This window comes from Nocardiopsis sp. NPDC058631 (genome assembly GCF_042716955.1).
GTDB lineage: Bacteria > Actinomycetota > Actinomycetes > Streptosporangiales > Streptosporangiaceae > Nocardiopsis.
The window spans coordinates 1-16,934 of sequence record NZ_JBHXQY010000124.1; the positions used below are offsets into that span (position 1 = coordinate 1).

The window sequence follows — 16,934 nt, forward strand, 5'->3', positions numbered from 1 at the left end:
GAACACCTACGGCCGCGACGAGAACCCGACCTGGACCCACCTGGAGCGCGCCATCGGCGAGCTGGAGGCGCCGGGGCGGGATGACGTCGAAACGCTCGTTTTCGCCTCCGGCATGGCCGCCATCTCGTCCGTCCTCTTCTCGCAGCTGCGCGCCGGCGACACTGCCGTCCTGCCCGACGACGGCTACCAGGCGCTGCCGCTGGTCCGCGCCCACCTGGCGGCCCGGGTCGGCGGGCTCCTCCTCGTCCAGGCCGGTGTACTCCTGCCACTCGGTGCGGTCACCGCCCCCCTCGGCGTCACCGCCCCCCTCGGCGTCCTCGGTGACCGCCTCGGGGGAGGCGGACGGAGAGGCGTCGTCGGGCAGGTCGTCGGTCTCGTCGCTCACGGCGTCGATCGCCTCGGCGACCAGGTCCCTGACCTCGTCCCAGTCGGGGTTGGCGGTGTTGACCTGGGGCGGTGACAGCTGGAACGTGCTCATCCGCCCGGTGTCGGTGACCAGGTCGGCCAGCTCGATGAACGCGGGCACCTTGGACTGGGGGATGTCCGTGCTCAGCGTCCGCGCGGTGGCGCCGGCGAGTCTGCGGTAGCTGGTCAGGATCGTCCTCGGCTCGACCTGCTCGGTGACGTACTTGATCAGGCAGCCCTGGCGGCCCATGCGGCCGTAGTCGTCGCTGTTGACCCGGGAGCGCCCGTACCAGAGCGCCTCGTGGCCGTCGAGCTCGCGCAGGCCCGGCTCCAGGACCCCTCCGTGCACGCCGTAGGGGATCGGCTCCTCGATGCGCACCTCCACGCCGCCGATGGCGTCGATGAGGTCGCGGAAGCCCATCATGTCGACCATCGCGTAGTAGCCGATGTCCAGGCCGACGTTGTAGCCGACCACCTTCCTGAGGGTGTCGGCGGACGGGTCGCCCACGACCGGGTTGAGCGCCAGCTCGTCGGGCTCCTCGGCGACCGTCTGGTACACGTCGTTGAGGAGCAGGTCGAAACCGTACGGCTCGGGGTAGCGCTCCGCGAGGGTGCTGTCCTCCGGGAAGCGCACGTTCTCCAGGTTGCGGGGCAGGCCCACCAGGACGGCGTCACCGGTTCGGGTGTCCATACTGGCGACCATCATGGTGTCCGTGCGCACCCCGTAGCGGTTGTCCGCCGAGTCGGCACCGATCAGCAGGACGTTGACCCGCTCCGCCCCGTTCCAGGGGTCGGCCGCGTCGTGGGGCGGCAGCTCAGGGTCCTCGTCGCCGCTGAACACGTCGGCGAGGGTCTCATGGGCCGTGTAACCGCCGTGCAGGGCCAGTGCGGAGGGCGCCGCGATGGCCAGGCACAGCAGCAGGACCACCGCCCCGCCGAGCACCCGCCTGCCGAAGGGCACCCCCACGGGCCGTGTGATCGTCCAGGAGTGCAGGACGATCGCCATCCACAGGACCGCGACCACGAACACCAGGCCCATGGCGCCCAGCAGCCAGCGGCTCTGGACCGCCATCCCCGCGAGGAGGGCCATGGGCCCCGACTCGTGGGCGCCGATGCGCCAGGCCCAGACCGCCAGGGCCACGATCCCGGCCAGGTACAGGCCGAGGATCAAAAATCCCGCGATCCTGCGCCGCATGCGCAGGTGGGCCAGGCCCGGAAGGGGGACCGACGCCGCGGTCCACAGCAGTGCCCGCCCCGTACTCAGGCGTGTGGGCGCCTCGTCCCGCTGATCGTCCTCCGCTGCCACCGACGATTCCTCTCCAACATCGGGGCGGCTGGGTCCGCCCCGTTCCGTTGTCCCCCGCCACCCTCGCCGCGCGATGGTCGCGCCCCGGGGCCCGGTTCTGTGCCCGCGACCCCTGTCAGGTCCGCGCCCGGCGGAGGCCGCCTGGAACGCTCCCGGGCGGCGCCCGTCTACTCGGACGCTCGGTGCGGGCCGCCTCGCGCCCCTCGGGGCGGGTGTGCCCTTCGGTGTAGGTCGCGCGGACCCGCCTGAACAGTCTGGCGCTTTGTGAGAGTTGTGGGCACGACTACTCACTCAGGAGGGATGTTCTATACAAGTCTGTTATGTGTTCTCGACGTCATGGATGGGGGATTGGGTGATGCTTTCGGGTCGATCAAAGGGGTGAATCAACCGATTTCTTTCGCGATCAGTAGTGAACGGGCGCCACAGCTGCGATGATCTGGCCGCAGGAGGGGGCGTCGCCCGGGGGAAGGGCGACGACATGGGAACGAAAGGCACCATCGTGCTTGATGCGGTTGACGCCGCGCTTATGCGCGCGTTGCAGGGGGACGGCAGAGCGACGTTCCAGGCGCTGGCTGACGGAGTCGGCCTGTCCCGGACGGCGGTACGCGCCAGAGTGCGCCAGCTCGTCCATTCGGGGGCGATCCGGATCGTGGGGGTGCTGCACGCCGGAGTCGTGGGCATGGAGGTCCTCGGTCATGTGTCTTTCCATGTCAGCGGCCCCGTGGGGCCGCTGCTGGAGGCACTGGGCGAACGCGAGGCGGTGACCTTCGCGGCGCAGTCGGCCGGGAGGTTCCCGGCCGTCGCGCAGGTGCGGGTGGCCGATGACGGCGCCCTCACCAAGGAGCTCACCGATCTGCGCTCGCTGGAGGGAGTGGACGGCGCGGAGGTCTTCCGCGCCAACGCCGTCTTCAAGGACGCCCACAGCAGCGTGCGGGAACTACGCGACATCGAGTTGGACGCCCTTGACTGGCGCCTGGTTCGCCAGTTGCTCAAGGACGGCAGGGCCTCCTACGCGGACCTCGCCCGTCAGGTGGGGCTGTCGCAGGCGGCGGCCCGATCCCGGGTCGTGCGGCTCCTGAACTCGGGCGTGGTGCACGTGACCGCGCTCGTGGAGCCCTCGGCGGTGGGGGCCAACGAGCAGCTGGGCTTCGGCCTGCGCTGTCGGGGCGACGCCGAGGCGCTGGGCTCCGCGCTGGCGAACATGGCCCGGATCTCCTTCCTGGCCAGCGGCTTCGGCCGTTACGACATCATCGGCACCCTCACCGCCCCGGACCGCTGCCAGCTGGTGGAGGCTCTGGAGTCGGTGCGGTCGGCGCCGGGGGTGGGCTACGTGGAGACCTGGGAACACCTGTCGGTGCGCAAGGAGCGCAGGGGCGGGGAGCGACCGGTGGAGTGGATCACCGGCTGAACGGGACCGCCCGGTCAGACCGGCCCCGACCCGACTCCGGTCCGGTCGGGGCCGGTCCCGTGTGTGACACAGGGTGGGAGGCCGCGCGCGCTCCGCGCCTGACTGTAACCAGCGGTAACATTTTTACGTGTTTCCGCCACGTATGGCTTGCGTCACGCTTAAGTTACCCGTGAGTATGGAGGGGGTCGGTTGGAACCGGCCGCACCGGGCGCGGGTGTAGTGGGAGGCTGACGTGGCGCTTGCGAATACGTTGACGGCTGTGGGAACGGTGGCGCTGGCCCGCTGTGGCGGCCGGCCGTTCGGTACGCACCTGTTCTCCGTCTGGCCGGGGGCCGCGTTCGCCGCGGCCGCCTTCCCTGTGCGCTGTACACCGGGGGACAACCTCGCGCTCCACGTGGCGGTGGCCCAGGCGCCGCCCGGAGCGGCCCTCGTCGTGGACGTGGCCGGGGAGTCCGAGTACGGCTATGTCGACGAGATCCTCGCCGTCGCCGCCCGGACCCGCGGGGTGAGCGGCATCGTCCTGGACGGCTGCGTCCGCGACATCGCCGCCATCGCGCGCTGTGAACTCCCCGTCTTCGGAGCCGGGGTCGCGGTCCGTGAGGCGGGCCACGAGGCGGGCGGTTCCGTGGGTCGGGAGATCAGCATGAGCGCGAGCGGTCCCGTACCCCTGCCGGTGCGCCGCGGCGACTGGATCGTCGCCGACGACGACGGAGTGGTCTGCCTGCCCCGGGGGCAGGTGAGCGCCATCATCGCCGAGACCATGAGCAGTCTCTCCCGGGAGCAGGAGATCATCGACGCCGTGTACGCGGGGGAGAGCACCCTGGACCTGCTCGGACTGGACCCGTCGCGGGTCTCGGGCTGGGAGGGTGCGGCCGACCGCGCGGCCCGGCCCCTCGGGGGGCGCTCCCGGGCACTGGAGGCCGTGCGCCGCGACACCGCCGCGCGCGCTGTCGAGGGCCACTCGGGGGCTGGCCGCCCCAGGGCCGCGCCCCGTCCGGCGGTGGGCGAGGCCTACCGGGGCGACTGAGCCCGCGGAACCCGTGAGCGCGCGAACGGCCCGGGACGGTCCTGGCGGACGGTCCCGGGCCGTTCGTTTCGCGCGGTGGCACCGAGGACGCGCGGGCGGGAGCCCTCTCGGGCACGGTCCGCGGTTCAGTCCTCGGTGAGGGAGAGCAGCTCGTCGATGTAGCAGGTCGCCTCGCGGGCGGCCGCGGAGGCGTCGGCGGCGCGGATCGCCTCGGTCAGCTTGGAGTGGTCCACCCCGTCGGTCGCGGACGAGGGCTGGTTCGTGGCCACGTTGTTCTGCTCGTACGCGGTGTGCGCGATGCTCGCGTACACGACCTGGGCGATGTCGTCGTACAGGTCGATGAGCAGGGTGTTGTGGGTGGCGTTGACGACCGAGCGGTGGAACGTGAAGTCGGCCTCCACGAACGCGCTCATGTCGTGGTCGCGCCAGGCGGCCTCGCGCAGGGCCATCGCCCGGTCGATGGCGGCCATGTCCTCGTCGCTGTGGCGCAGGGCGGCCAGCCTGGCCGCCTCCACCTCCAGGGCGCGGCGCACCTCCAGGTTCTCCCGCAGGCGGGAGCGCTCCAGCCTGCGGCGCAGGGCGCCGCCGAGCTCGCTGGAGGCGCGGACGAAGGTGCCCGCGCCCTGGCGGATCTCCAGCAGGCCCGCGTGGGCGAGGGCGCGGACGGCCTCACGTACGGTGTTGCGGCCCACCTCAAGCTGGTCGGAGAGTTCCGACTCGGTGGGGATGCGGTCGCCGACGGCCCATTCACCCGAGTCGATCTGTGCTCGTAACTGACTGATGACCTGGTCTACGAGACCGGTCCGGCGTGTCGAGGCGAGGGGCACGCGTTTACCTCCTAGGGGCGGGTCGCCGGATGACTGGGCCAGCGCACAGGTACGGAACGGTTAAGGCCGGAGCTTAGACCAGTTACCGTCGGGAATTGGCCTCGAACGGTAATGCGTTATCCTCATGAAGTACATCCGGTCATCCCACGAATCTGCGAGTCGCCTTCCATGAGCGCCGGATCAGCGCCCCACACGCCCACGACGAGCGGTCCCCCCGCAGGCAGGATCGCCGACCCCCGCCCTCCGCGGGCCGTCCTCCTGCTCATCGCGGCCGGGATCGCCCTCGCCGCCCTCAACCTGCGCACCGCGATCACCAGCGTCGGGCCCGTGCTCGGCGAGGTCACCAGCGGACTCGGGATGACCGCGGTCGGCGCCGGTGTGCTCACCACGCTCCCCGTCCTGTGCTTCGCCCTCTTCGGCGGCCTCACCCCCCTCCTGGCACGACGCCTGGGAGAGCACCACTTGCTCGTCTACGCGCTGACCGCCCTCACCGTGGGCCTCGCCACCCGCGCGCTGGCGCCCGAACCCTGGATGTTCCTCGCCCTGAGCGCCGTGGCACTGTCCGGTGGCGCGATCGGCAATGTCATCCTCCCCGCCCTGGTCAAGCAGCATTTTCCCGAGCGGGTCGGGCTCATGACCACCGTGTACACCACCGCCCTGGCCCTGGGGACCACCATCGCGGCGGCCTCCACCGTCCCCCTGGAGCAGTCCACGGGTGAGTGGCGGATCGCCCTGGGCGCCTACGCCCTCTTCGGTGTCGTCGCCGCCGTGCCCTGGCTGCTGGCGCTGCGCCACGAACCCGCCCCCGGCGACCCCTCCCAGGTGCTGGGCTTCCGCCAGGTCCTGGGCACCGGCATCGGACTGCAGGCCGTGCTGTACTTCGGCACGCAGTCCTCGGTGGCCTACATCATGTTCGGCTGGTACGCGCAGATGCTGCGCGACGAGGGCATGGACCCCCAGACGGCGGGGCTCGCCCTGTCCTACCTCACCGTCCTGGGCATCCCGATGTCGCTGGTGCTGCCCACACTGCTCACCCGGTTCCGCGACCAGCGCCCGTTCGTGGTCGTGTTCGCCGCCGCCTACCTCTCGGGCCTCGCGGGGCTGTGGTTCTCCCCGCTCGCGGGCGTGTGGGTGTGGACGACCCTCGTCGGCGTCGGCATGGGCAGCTTCGTCTTCGCCCTGACCGCGTTCGCGCTGCGCACCCGCACCGGCGCCGGAACGGCGGCCCTGTCGGCGTCCAGCCAGAGCCTGGGCTACCTGATGGGCGGCGCGGGCCCCTTCCTTTTCGGCCTGTTGCACGAGACCAGCGGGGGCTGGCACGCTCCGCTGCTCCTCGTGGTGGCCCTGGTATCGGTCAACCTGGGCGTGGGACTCCTGCTTGGCAGGCCCGGCTACCTGGAGGACGCCATCAGGGAGCGCGCGGTCAGAAGGGCAGCCAGTCGATCCGGCCGATGAGGTACACGGACCCGACGAACGCCACGATGTCGATGACGGTGTGCGCCACCACCAGCGGCATCACCCGTCCGTAGCGCAGGTAGAACCAGCCGAAGACCAGCCCCATCACCAGGTTGCCGAAGAACATGCCCACCCCCTGGTAGAGGTGGTAGAAGGCCCGCAGCACCGAACTCGCCAGCACCGCCTTCCACGGCGCCCAGCCGAGCTGCCCCAGGCGGTGCAGCAGGTAGCCGACGACGATGACCTCCTCCAGGACGCCGTTCTTGGCGGCCTGGAGCACGAGGACGGGCACGTCCCACCAGTTGCCGTCCAGGGTGCTGGGCACGATCGTCAGCGTCAGCCCCAGGTTCCAGGAGACCACGTACACGGCCAGCCCGCCCGCGCCGATCAGGGCGGCCAGGGCGGCGCCGGTGCCGAGGTCGAACCCGGGACGGCGCACGTCGAAGCCGATCGTGCGGGACGACTCACCCGACCTGCGCATGAGGTAGGCGACCAGCAGCACCGGGGTCAGGGAGAAGGCCAGCGAGTACAGCTGACGGGACAGGTCCAGCCAGGGGCGGGCGTCGGCGCGCGGGTTCACCAGGCTCGCGGTCTGCTCGGCGAGCGACCCGGGCGCGGTCAGCACACCCGCGAAGGAGATGATCGCGGAGAGCGCGGCGGCGCCGAGGGAGAGCGCGAGGACGCACACGACCTCCCAGCGCAACAGGCCCCTGTCGGGCAGGGCTGTGGGGGAGGGCGGCGTCCCCGCGTCCTCGGCGGCGTGCGGTGTGCGGGTCTTGTCGGTCACGCGTCGCAATCTACGCGCTGTCCGGCGGACGCGTGACCGGGGGGTTCAGGGGCGGGACGTCCTCGCGTCAGTCCTCGTCGTCACCTTCGTCGTCGCCGCCGTCCTCATCGTCATCGCCTTCGTCATCTTGGCCCTCGTCGCCGTCCTCGTCGTCACCCTGTTCCACGTCCACGTCCGGAAGGACGTCGTCGCAGGCGGCGGTACCCAGGACCACGAACGCGGCCAGGGCGCCCACGGCGAGGAAGCGGCGCAGGACGGACAGCGCCGACAGGAGGGGGTCGAGGAGTTTCACGGATGCCTCCGGGTCTCGTGGCGGGCCGGCGGGCGCCGACCCCGCGCGGTGGCCAGCCTAGGGCGTCTTCCGCGACGGCGAACATGCGGCGGGGGCGCCCGGAACCGGGCACGGACAAGCCGCCGGCCATACGCGTGTGACACGGACCGCGTATGGCCGACGGCGAGGAAGTGTTCTTTGGAGGTTTTCGGGTCGGCGAGCGGCCGTCCAGGCGATCTCTCGCAAGGCGATGTGCGACGTTCAGCCTGGTTGTGCTTCACGAGCGCAGAGGCGCGGCGAGAGGAAGCCTGGTGGACGCGAGCCCGGAAAGATACAAAAAACACGACCTGGGGGGCGGAGTCCGTCCCGCCCCGCCCCAGCCACGAAAGCGGGGAGGGACGAACTCCTGGGAACGGAGACCAGGTCAGTGAGCCGCTGAGAACTGGTCTTCCTCTGTGGAACCGGTGAGAGCCGTGGTGCTGGCCTCAGGTGCGATGGTCGTGCTGATCGCGTCGAAGTAGCCGGTGCCGACCTCGCGCTGGTGGCGGGTGGCGGTGTAGCCCTCGGCCTCGGACGCGAACTCGGCCTCCTGGAGCTCGACGTACGACGTCATCCCGTTCCGGGCGTAGCCCTTGGCCAGGTTGAACATCGAGTGGTTGAGCGAGTGGAAGCCCGCCAGGGTGATGAACTGGAACTTGTAGCCCATGTGGCCCAGCTCGCGCTGGAACTTCGCGATGGTCGCGTCGTCCAGGTGCCGCTTCCAGTTGAAGGACGGCGAGCAGTTGTAGGCCAGCATCTGGTCCGGGTACTCCGCCTTGATGCGCTCGGCGAAGTCGCGGGCGACCTCCAGGTCGGGGGTCGCGGTCTCCATCCAGAGCAGGTCGGAGTGCGGGGCGTAGGCCAGGCCGCGGGCGACGCAGGCGTCCACGCCGTTGCGGAAGCGGTAGAAGCCCTCGGCGGTGCGCTCGCCGGTGACGAAGGGCTGGTCGCGCTCGTCGATGTCACTCGTGATCAGGGTCGCGGCCTGGGCGTCGGTCCGCGCGATGACGAGGGAGGGGACTCCGGCGACGTCCGCGGCCAGGCGGGCGGCGTTGAGCGTCTTGACGTGCTGGCCGGTCGGGATGAGGACCTTGCCGCCCAGGTGGCCGCACTTCTTCTCGGAGGCCAGCTGGTCCTCCCAGTGCACGCCGGCCGCGCCGGAGGCGATCATGCCCTTCATCAGCTCGTAGGCGTTGAGGACGCCGCCGAAGCCGGCCTCGGCGTCCGCCACGATCGGGGCGAGCCACTCGGGTGCGGTGTCGTCGCCCTCGGACCAGGTGATCTGGTCGGCGCGCAGCAGAGCGTTGTTGATGCGGCGGACCACGGCCGGGACCGAGTTGGCCGGGTAGAGGCTCTGGTCCGGGTAGGTGCTGCCGGACAGGTTCGCGTCGGCGGCGACCTGCCATCCGGAGAGGTAGATGGCCTTCAGGCCGGCGCGGACCTGCTGGACCGCCTGGTTGCCGGTGAGGGCGCCGAGGCTGTTGACGTAGTCCTCGGTGTGGAGCAGGTCCCAGAGGCGCTCGGCGCCACGGCGGGCCAGGGTGTGCTCCTCGGTGACCGAACCGCGGAGCTTGACCACGTCGTCAGCGGAGTAGGTGCGCTCGATACCGGCCCACCGGGCGTTGGTCTCCCAGTCGCGCTGGAGTTCGGCGCTGGCTTCCTGACGTCGAGCGCTGGTGCTCATGTTCGTTCCCGCCTTACGTGTAGTCCCCAAGGTGTTCACACCGGTCGAGGGTGGTCCTGCCAGGGCCAGGGGCTGAGCCCTGGGTGTATGTTCCCCGCCGGTAACTATGATTCTTGGGGAAGATCCAGAGCTTTTCCACTCGAAACCGTGCGAAGATCGGCGATTCTTTCCGTAGGATGAAGCCATGGCGTACTTTGGTGCTGAAGAAATACCGTCTTTGACAGGTGACCTAGATCTCGTCACCTTTGGCCAGCGGCTCCGCCACCTGCGGCGCGCACGGGGCCTGACCCTCTCTGACCTGGGGCAACGTGTCGGGAGGGCACCCTCCCAGCTCTCCCTCCTGGAGAACGGCAAGCGCGAGCCCAAGCTCTCCCTCCTCACCTCCCTGGCCTCCTCGCTCGGCGTCTCCGTCGAGGAACTCCTCTCCAAGCAGCCGCCGAGCCGCAGGGCCCAGCTGGAGATCTCCGTGGAGGAGGCGCAGCGCGACTCCCTCTACCAGGAGCTCAACCTGCCGCACCTCAAGGTCGGCAAGAGGGTCCCCAACGACGTGCTCGAACACATCGTGGGCCTGTACGACGAGCTCAAGAGGCGCCACGCCAAGCCCACGGCCAGTCCCGAGGAGGCCAGGCGGGCCAACGCCGACCTGCGCCGTCAGATGCGGGAGCGCGGCAACTACTTCGAGCAGATCGAGAAGGCGGCCACCGAGACCCTGAACGCCGTCAACTACACCGCGGGCGCCCTCTCCCAGGGGCAGATCCTCGCGATCGCGACGCACCACGGGTTCAGCCTCAAGTACGTGCAGGACCTGCCCCGCTCGGTGCGCTCCCTCACCGACCACGTCAACCGGCGGATCTACCTCAAGCGCGAGACCACGCTGGGGATGCACAGTCCGCGCACGATCCTCCTCCAGACCCTCGGCCACGTCGTGCTCGGTCACAACCAGCCCCGGGACTTCGGCGACTTCCTGCGCCAGAGGGTCGAGGTCAACTACTTCGCCGCCGCCGTCCTCATCCCCGAGAGCACGGCCGTCACCTACCTCCAGGAGGCCAAGCACGCCCGCGACCTCTCGGTGGAGGACCTGCGCGACGTCTACTCGGTCTCCTACGAGATGGCGGCCCACCGGTTCACCAACCTGGCCCACCGGCACCTGGACCTGGTCTGCCACTTCATCCGCAACGACGAGACCGGCATCATCTACAAGGCCTACGAGAACGACGGCCTGGTCTTCCCCACCGACGAGACCGGCGCCATCGAGGGCCAGCGCATGTGCCGCCAGTGGTCGGGGCGCCAGGTCTTCGCCTCCCCGGACCGCTACTCGATCTACTACCAGTACACCGACAAGCCCAACGGCACCCACTGGTGCGTGGCGCACGTGGACCCGAGCCGGGAGCGCAACTTCGCCATCACCCTGGGTGTGCCCTACAAGGAGTCGCGCTGGTTCCGCGGGCGCGAGACCACCAACCGGACCCAGTCCAACTGCCCCACGGGCGAGTGCTGCGTGCGTCCGCCCGCGGACCTGGCCGCGCGCTGGGAGGGCAACGTGTGGCCCTCGGCCCGCGCTCACTCGCACGTCCTCTCGGCCCTGCCCTCGGGGACCTTCCCGGGTGTGGACGAGCACGACGTCTACACGTTCCTGGAAAAGCACAACGGGGACGGGCGGAACTGACGGCCCCGGCGGTGCGGGAGCGGAGAAGGACGAGGGGCCGGGACGGAAGTCCCGGCCCCTCTGCGCGGTCCGGTGGAGGCAGGTCCGGGCGCGGCGGGCGATTGTGCCTGACAGATCCTGCTGTTACCGTTGGTAACACGTATTGGCCGTCCCTCCTCCCCCGGAGGGGCCGACGAAGGATGTAAGAGCATGAGTGAGGCCACCGCCCCCGCCTTCAGCCTGGAACTGAGCGAGGACGTCCGCGACGTCCGGGACTGGGCGCACGGGTTCGCCGCCGACATCATCCGCCCCGCCGCCGCCGAGTGGGACGAGCGTGAGGAGACCCCCTGGCCGATCATCCAGGAGGCGGCCAAGATCGGCCTGTACTCCCTCGACTTCTTCGCGAACCAGTGGCTGGAGCCGAGCGGTCTCGGCATCCCCGTCGCCTTCGAGGAGCTCTACTGGGGCGACCCCGGCATCGCCCTGTCCATCACCGGCACAGGGCTGGCCGCCGTGTCCGTGGCATCCACCGGCACCCAGGAACAGCTCTTCGAGTGGGTCCCGCAGATGTTCGGCAGCGCCGACGACGTCAAACTCGGCGCGTTCTGCTCCTCCGAGCCCGACGCCGGCTCCGACGTCTCGGCGATCAGGACCCGCGCCGTCTACGACCAGGCCAAGGACGAGTGGGTCCTGAACGGCGTCAAGACGTGGGCGACCAACGGCGGCATCGCCGACGTCCACGTCGTCGTCGCCTCGGTCGAGCCCGAGTTCGGCTCCCGCGGCCAGGCCTCCTTCATCGTCCCCCCGAACACCCCCGGCCTCTCCCAGGGCCAGAAGTTCAAGAAGCACGGCATCCGCGCCTCCCACACCGCCGAGGTCGTCCTGGACGACGTCCGGGTCCCCGGTTCGTGCCTGCTGGGCGGCAAGGACAAGCTCGACGAGCGGCTCGCCCGCGCCCGTGAGGGCCGCAGCTCCAAGGGCCAGGCCGCCATGAAGACCTTCGAGGCGTCCCGGCCGAGCGTCGGCGTGATGGCGGTCGGCACCGCGCGCGCCGCCTACGAGTACGCCCGCGACTACTCCACCCAGCGCGAGCAGTTCGGCCGCCCGATCGGCGACAACCAGGGCGTGGCCTTCCTCCTCGCGGACATGGCCACCCGGATCGACGCGGCGCGCCTGCTGGTCTGGCGCGCCGCCTGGATGGCCCGCAACGGCAAGGACTTCACGAACGCGGAGGGCTCCATGAGCAAGCTCTACGCCTCCGAGACCGCCACGTTCGTCACCCAGAACGCCCTGCGCATCCTCGGGGGGAACGGCTACACGCGTGACTACCCCGTGGAGCGCTGGCACCGCGACGCCACCATCTTCACGATCTTCGAGGGTGCGAGCGAGATCCAGAAGCTCATCATCGGCCGTGCCGTCACGGGCCTGCCGATCCGGTGATGTCGGACGCGGTGGGCCACACGGTCCTCGCCGGGGCCGCGCCCGCGGGGCCGGAAGCGGCGGCCCCGCCTGCGCGCCCCTCAGCCCCTCGCTGCCCCCGCACCCCCTCCAGGGCGTCCGGCCTCCCCCAGTCGCTCCGCCCTTCCGGGCGGCGGTGACAGCAGACGCCGCGCGGAGTCCGCCGCCAGCTCCTCGATTCCCTCGGGGATCCCCGCGCCACCGGGCAGGTGGCGCCGGACCAGGGCGAGCGGCAGGTCGACCACGGCCAGCAGCACCCGCTCCCGGGAGCGCGCCTCGTCCTCGCCCGGTTCGCGCAGACCGTCCGCCACCCGGGCCAGGAGTTCGCCCACCCCGGCGTTGGCCGACTCCCACCGGGCGCGGTCGGCCTCGGGCCAGTGGGGCGCCTCGAAGTCGGAGGGCCGGTGCAGCAGGACCCGAGCCCGTTCGGGATGGGCGCGGCTCCAGGAGACCACGTGGCGCGCCGTGTCCACGGCCGCACCCAGGGCGGGCCCGGCGGACAGGGACTCGCGGCACCCCGCCTGGAAGGACTCCAGGGCGCGCAGCCACACGGCGGCCAGGAGTGCGGGCCGTCCGGGAAAACGGTGGTAGAGGGAGCCGCTGGGAGCCCCGGCCCCCCTCGCCACGGCCGCCATCGTCACCGCAGCCGGGCCACCCCCCGCGGCCAGGGCGGTGGCGGTCTCGACCAGGTCGTCGGTGCAAAAGCGCGCGGGTCTACCCATGTCCTGGAGACTATGCTCTACTCCTTTTAGAGACATCTCTCTAAAAGGAGTGCGCATGGACGTGTACAACCTGCACGAACGCCACCTGCCGGTCGCCCCCGGCCAGGTGGGAGCCCTGCTGGACAGTCTGGCCGCAGGATCCGACGACCTGCTCTGGCCGCGGGGCGACTGGCCCCCGATGCGCCTGGACCGGCCCCTCGCCGTCGGTGCCCGGGGAGGGCACGGGCCCGTCCGGTACACGGTGGAGGAGTACGTCCCCGGACACCACGTGCGCTTCCGGTTCCGGGCCCCGCGCGGCTTCGACGGCTTCCACGAGTTCACGGTCCACCCGACCCCCTCGGGCGGCACCGCCTTGCGTCACCTGCTCGCCATGCGCGGTCGTGGTCCCGCACGCCTGACCTGGCCGCTGGCGTTCCGTACCCTGCACGACGCCCTGCTGGAGGACTGCCTGGACCGGGCCGAACGCGTGCTCACCGGAACGGTGGCCGCCCCCGCGCGGTGGGGTCGGCGCACACGCCTGCTGCGCCGCCTGTTCGGGACGCCCGGCCGCGCCACGACCGGCCGTGCCCCGGTCGGCCAGGGGTAGCGGGCGCTCCCGGCGCCATCCCCCTGCCGGACCGCTCCACGACCGGCCGGGGGGCGGACCGTCCGGCCGAGCACACCCTGGCGGCGCCGAACAACCGACGCCTACCCTGGCGTCATGAACGCCACCACGGGCAACGGCGCCCCCACCATCACCATCCCCGCGGCCTACAACGGGCCCGACGGGTCGGGTAACGGCGGCTACACCGCCGGCCTGCTCGCCTCGCGGCTCACGGCCGCCGGCGGTCCCGCAGTCCAGGTCACCCTGCGCACTCCTCCTCCCCTGGACCACCCGCTGACGGTGGCGGGCGACCCTGTCACCGGACTCCGGCTCACCGACCCGGCCGTGGGGGAGGCGGAGCGCAGCCACCTGGTCGCCGAGGCCCTGTCCGTCGACCTTCCCGGCGGCCCCGCAACCCCCGCCATCCCCGGCGGTCCGGTCCGCGTCACCGAGGCACGGGAGGCCGAACGCCGCTACCCCGGGCTCACCGACCACCCCTTCCCGCACTGCTACAGCTGCGGCCCCGAGCGTGCCGAGGGCGACGGCCTCCGCCTGTTCGCCGGTTCCGTGCGCCCGGGCACCGGCCCCGACGGGGCCGGGAACACCGTCGCCTGCACCTGGACCCCGCTCCCCGGACTGGACGACGGGAGCGGTGCCACGGCACTGCCCCAGGTGTGGGCCGCGCTGGACTGCCCCGGCGGCTGGTCCAGCGACGTGGTCGGCCGCCCCGCCCTGCTCGGACGGTTCACGGTCCGGGTCGCCGAGGCGCCCCGTGTCGGCAGGACCCACGTCGTGATGGGTCACCTCGCATCGGTGGACGGGCGCAAGATCCACACCACCAGCGCGCTCTTCGACGAGACGGGCAGGACCCTCGCCCGCGCCGCCGCCACCTGGATCGCGCTCCAGCCCTGATCCGCGGATCGGCCGATCCGACGCCCCACCTCGCGGAACCGCTACCGTGAACCCTTGTGGCACTCGAACACCCGCGCCCGAACGCGCCGACCGACACCCCCGACGCCTCCGACACGCCCGCGCCGGAGGTCCTCCCGGCACGCGGGCGGCGCGGAGGCCGGGGGCGCGACCCCGAGCGGCGCCGCACCATCCTGGACGCCGCCGACCGCGTGATCCAGCGCGACGGCCCGGACGCGTCGATGCTGGCCATCGCGGCGGAGGCCGGGATCAGCAAGCCGATCCTCTACCGCCACTTCGGGGACAAGGGCGGCCTGTACCGTGCACTGGCCCAGCGCCACGTCGACCCGCTCATCGAGCGCATCCGCGAGGAGCTGCACCAGCACACCCGGTTCGAGGTGAGGGCGCGGGCCACCGTCGGCGCGTACCTGTCGATGATCTCCCAGAACCTCAACCTCTACCGGTTCCTCATGGACCGGGCCACGTCCGAGGACTCCCGCATGCGTGGCGACCTGGGCATGATGGTGCGCCGTCTCGGCGAGGAGCTCGCCGAGCAGCTCCTCACCGAGACGCGGGTCGCCGGCCGGCTGCGGTCCCAGATCGTGGCGCACGCCGTGGTCGGCATGGTGCAGGCCGCGGGGGAGTGGTGGCTGGAGCACCCCGAGGTCAGCGAACAGGAGATCATCGACGACCTCACCGACGCGGTGGTCGGTGCCATCAGGGGCGGGCGGGACTGAGTATCCCGAGCGGGGCGGGGTCCGCCCGAGCGGGGACTTTCCGGCAATCTGCCGGAAACCCTTGACCTGGAGCGCACTCCAGGTCCCATGCTTCTCTGCATGAGGGACTACTACACGCCGGGCGAGGTCGCCGAGAGGTTCGAACTGACCCTGGACACGCTGCGCTACTACGAGAAGGCGGGCCTGCTGCGGCGGGTGGAGCGCTCGCCCAGCGGGCACCGCCGCTACAGGACCGACGACGTGGAGCTCCTCCACCTGGTCAGGTGCCTGCGCGACACGGACATGCCCATCGCCCGCCTGCGCGACTTCGCCGAGCTGGTCCGTGCCGGGGAGCACACGGTCCCCGACCGCCTGGACGCCCTCCAGAGCCACCAGCGCCGGCTGGACGAGCGCATCGCCGAGCTGCGCGACCGCCAGTCCGTCATCCAGCACAAGATCGACTACTACCTCGGCGTCCTGGCCGAGCGCACCCCCGAACGGGTCGAGGAAACCATCTGATGCGCCACACCACCATCGGCGACCGCCGAGTCAGCGCCCTCTGCCTGGGCGCGATGAAGTTCGGAAGCCAGACCGACGAGGCGACCTCCGCCGCACTGCTCGACCGCTTCGTCGAGGCCGGGGGCACCTTCGTGGACACCGCCGACTGCTACCAGTTCTGGGTGGAGGGTTTCGAGGGGCACGAGAGCGAGACCTTCCTGGGCAAGTGGCGCCGTGAGCGGGGGATCACCGACGAGGTCGTGATCGCGACCAAGCTCGGGGCGCAGCCCACCGTTCCCGGGACGGGCCCGAAGACGCGCGAGGGGCTGTCGGCCGCGGCCGTCGCCAAGGCCGCGGAGCGCAGCCGCGAGCGCCTCGGCATGGAACGGCTCGACGTGCTCTACGCCCACCACGAGGACCGCACGGTCCCGATGTCCGAGACCCTCGGCGCCTTCGCCGGGCTCGTCGCCGACGGCGCGGTCACCGACCTGGGCCTGTCCAACCACCGGACCTGGCGTCTGGAGAGGGCCCGCTCCCTCACCGAGGCCAACGGCTGGCCGCGCCCCAGGGTGCTCCAGTACCGGTACAGCTACCTCCAGCCGCGGTTCGACCGGCCCCTTGAGTCCACGGGGCACATGCACGTCACGCCCGAACTCCTCGACTTCGTGCGGGAGGAGGCCGCCGAGGGGCGGGAGCACACGCTGGTCGCCTACACGTCCCTGCTGTGGGGCGCCTACACACGGCCGGAGAAGGCCGCCGGGCTGGATCCGGTCTACGACCACCCGGGCACCCCTGCGCGCCTGGCGGTCCTGGACGAGGTCGCCCGGGAGACCGGAGCCACCCGCAACCAGGTGGTCCTGGCGTGGTTGATGGACAGTGACCCGCGCGTCGTACCGCTGGTGGGGGCGAGCAGCCTGGACCAGCTGAACGAGGCGATCGAGGCGACCGACCTGACCCTCAGTGCCGAGCAGTGGGAGCGGCTGGCGGACGCCGGCTAGCCTTCGCGGCCCTCGTCCGGCCCTCGTCCGGCCCTCGTCCGGCGCTGTCGGGGGCGCGGGGCGCGGTGGGGCTCTGCCGTGCCCGGGAGGCTGCGGCCGTCGGCATGGACGTGGCCAGGGCGATGACCGGCCGGTCGTTCACGCGGGCGGCCTCCTCACCCGACGACAGGGTCGCCCCGTCCACGCACGCGGACGC

General features: G+C 71.4%; 15 protein-coding genes and 2 pseudogenes. 11 read left to right on the forward strand and 6 right to left on the reverse strand.

What is annotated here, in order from left to right; all coding sequences use genetic code 11:
- Positions 1-61 precede the first annotated feature (61 nt).
- A pseudogene (locus ACFWTE_RS27150) lies at positions 62-133 on the forward strand (hypothetical protein); the annotation flags it as partial.
- A gap of 69 nt (positions 134-202) precedes the next feature.
- Here ACFWTE_RS27150 and ACFWTE_RS27155 read toward each other — a convergent pair.
- Positions 203-1,711: pseudogene (locus ACFWTE_RS27155) on the reverse strand (LCP family protein); the annotation flags it as partial.
- Between the two features lie 499 nt (positions 1,712-2,210).
- Here ACFWTE_RS27155 and ACFWTE_RS27160 point away from each other — a divergent pair.
- Positions 2,211-3,119: an Lrp/AsnC family transcriptional regulator gene (locus tag ACFWTE_RS27160; RefSeq protein ID WP_378782755.1), complete on the forward strand. Its 909-nt coding sequence runs from the start codon at positions 2,211-2,213 to the stop codon at positions 3,117-3,119.
- 259 nt (positions 3,120-3,378) lie between these two features.
- Positions 3,379-4,146 carry an RraA family protein gene (locus ACFWTE_RS27165; RefSeq protein WP_378782769.1) on the forward strand — a complete coding sequence of 256 codons (768 nt, stop codon included), beginning with the start codon at positions 3,379-3,381 and terminating at the stop codon, positions 4,144-4,146.
- Positions 4,147-4,271: 125 nt separating this feature from the next.
- Here the strand turns inward: ACFWTE_RS27165 and ACFWTE_RS27170 are convergent, their stop codons facing one another.
- On the reverse strand, positions 4,272-4,973 hold the full coding sequence (locus ACFWTE_RS27170) for a FadR/GntR family transcriptional regulator (protein ID WP_378782756.1): 702 nt from the start codon (positions 4,971-4,973) through the stop codon (positions 4,272-4,274).
- A gap of 168 nt (positions 4,974-5,141) precedes the next feature.
- Here ACFWTE_RS27170 and ACFWTE_RS27175 point away from each other — a divergent pair, with 168 nt between their 5' ends.
- Entirely contained in the window at positions 5,142-6,428 is a 1,287-nt protein-coding gene (locus ACFWTE_RS27175; protein ID WP_378782757.1) for a CynX/NimT family MFS transporter, read from the forward strand.
- Here the strand turns inward: ACFWTE_RS27175 and ACFWTE_RS27180 are convergent.
- The 3 genes from ACFWTE_RS27180 to aceA all read right to left on the reverse strand — a co-directional run bounded on the left by ACFWTE_RS27180 (position 6,397) and on the right by aceA (position 9,209).
- Complete coding sequence (locus ACFWTE_RS27180; RefSeq protein ID WP_378782758.1) at positions 6,397-7,215, reverse strand: CPBP family intramembrane glutamic endopeptidase; 819 nt, start codon at positions 7,213-7,215, stop codon at positions 6,397-6,399. The genes ACFWTE_RS27175 and ACFWTE_RS27180 overlap by 32 nt on opposite strands.
- A gap of 67 nt (positions 7,216-7,282) precedes the next feature.
- The gene (locus ACFWTE_RS27185; protein WP_378782759.1) at positions 7,283-7,507 is read right to left on the reverse strand and encodes a DNA primase; all 225 of its coding nucleotides are present in this window, start codon (positions 7,505-7,507) and stop codon (positions 7,283-7,285) included.
- Between the two features lie 403 nt (positions 7,508-7,910).
- On the reverse strand, positions 7,911-9,209 hold the full coding sequence (gene aceA, locus ACFWTE_RS27190; RefSeq protein ID WP_378782760.1) for an isocitrate lyase: 1,299 nt from the start codon (positions 9,207-9,209) through the stop codon (positions 7,911-7,913).
- Positions 9,210-9,426: 217 nt separating this feature from the next.
- Between aceA and ACFWTE_RS27195 the strand changes: the two genes are divergently transcribed.
- The gene (locus ACFWTE_RS27195; protein ID WP_378782761.1) at positions 9,427-10,875 is read left to right on the forward strand and encodes a helix-turn-helix domain-containing protein; all 1,449 of its coding nucleotides are present in this window, start codon (positions 9,427-9,429) and stop codon (positions 10,873-10,875) included.
- Positions 10,876-11,064: 189 nt separating this feature from the next.
- On the forward strand, positions 11,065-12,294 hold the full coding sequence (locus tag ACFWTE_RS27200) for an acyl-CoA dehydrogenase family protein (protein WP_378782762.1): 1,230 nt from the start codon (positions 11,065-11,067) through the stop codon (positions 12,292-12,294).
- A gap of 80 nt (positions 12,295-12,374) precedes the next feature.
- On the opposite strand, the gene ACFWTE_RS27205 is transcribed toward ACFWTE_RS27200, so the two are convergent.
- Complete coding sequence (locus ACFWTE_RS27205) at positions 12,375-13,034, reverse strand: TetR/AcrR family transcriptional regulator (RefSeq protein WP_378782763.1); 660 nt, start codon at positions 13,032-13,034, stop codon at positions 12,375-12,377.
- 55 nt (positions 13,035-13,089) lie between these two features.
- On the opposite strand from ACFWTE_RS27205, the gene ACFWTE_RS27210 reads away from it, so the two are divergent.
- The 5 genes from ACFWTE_RS27210 (at position 13,090) to ACFWTE_RS27230 (ending at position 16,738) form a co-directional block, all read left to right on the forward strand.
- The gene (locus tag ACFWTE_RS27210) at positions 13,090-13,620 is read left to right on the forward strand and encodes an SRPBCC family protein (protein WP_378782764.1); all 531 of its coding nucleotides are present in this window, start codon (positions 13,090-13,092) and stop codon (positions 13,618-13,620) included.
- Positions 13,621-13,734: 114 nt separating this feature from the next.
- Complete coding sequence (locus ACFWTE_RS27215) at positions 13,735-14,529, forward strand: hypothetical protein (protein ID WP_378782765.1); 795 nt, start codon at positions 13,735-13,737, stop codon at positions 14,527-14,529.
- Positions 14,530-14,585: 56 nt separating this feature from the next.
- Positions 14,586-15,263 (forward strand): TetR/AcrR family transcriptional regulator, encoded by a 678-nt coding sequence (locus tag ACFWTE_RS27220; RefSeq protein WP_378782766.1) that lies wholly within the window; start codon positions 14,586-14,588, stop codon positions 15,261-15,263.
- A gap of 99 nt (positions 15,264-15,362) precedes the next feature.
- A complete protein-coding gene (locus ACFWTE_RS27225) occupies positions 15,363-15,761 on the forward strand; it encodes a MerR family transcriptional regulator (RefSeq protein ID WP_378782767.1) in 399 nt (132 codons plus the stop codon).
- On the forward strand, positions 15,761-16,738 hold the full coding sequence (locus ACFWTE_RS27230) for an aldo/keto reductase (RefSeq protein WP_378782768.1): 978 nt from the start codon (positions 15,761-15,763) through the stop codon (positions 16,736-16,738). The genes ACFWTE_RS27225 and ACFWTE_RS27230 overlap by 1 nt, the downstream gene beginning before the upstream one ends.
- The last annotated feature ends 196 nt before the right edge of the window (positions 16,739-16,934 follow it).

Excerpts from the sequence above, each read along its gene's own strand:
- ACFWTE_RS27205 (WP_378782763.1), bottom strand. The coding sequence starts at position 13,034 with ATGGGTAGACCCGCGCGCTTTTGCACCGACGACCTGGTCGAGACCGCC.
- ACFWTE_RS27175 (WP_378782757.1), top strand. The coding sequence starts at position 5,142 with ATGAGCGCCGGATCAGCGCCCCACACGCCCACGACGAGCGGTCCCCCC.
- ACFWTE_RS27200 (WP_378782762.1), top strand. The coding sequence starts at position 11,065 with ATGAGTGAGGCCACCGCCCCCGCCTTCAGCCTGGAACTGAGCGAGGAC.
- ACFWTE_RS27215 (WP_378782765.1), top strand. The coding sequence starts at position 13,735 with ATGAACGCCACCACGGGCAACGGCGCCCCCACCATCACCATCCCCGCG.
- ACFWTE_RS27225 (WP_378782767.1), top strand. The coding sequence starts at position 15,363 with ATGAGGGACTACTACACGCCGGGCGAGGTCGCCGAGAGGTTCGAACTG.
- ACFWTE_RS27230 (WP_378782768.1), top strand. The coding sequence starts at position 15,761 with ATGCGCCACACCACCATCGGCGACCGCCGAGTCAGCGCCCTCTGCCTG.
- aceA (WP_378782760.1), bottom strand. The coding sequence starts at position 9,209 with ATGAGCACCAGCGCTCGACGTCAGGAAGCCAGCGCCGAACTCCAGCGC.
- ACFWTE_RS27210 (WP_378782764.1), top strand. The coding sequence starts at position 13,090 with ATGGACGTGTACAACCTGCACGAACGCCACCTGCCGGTCGCCCCCGGC.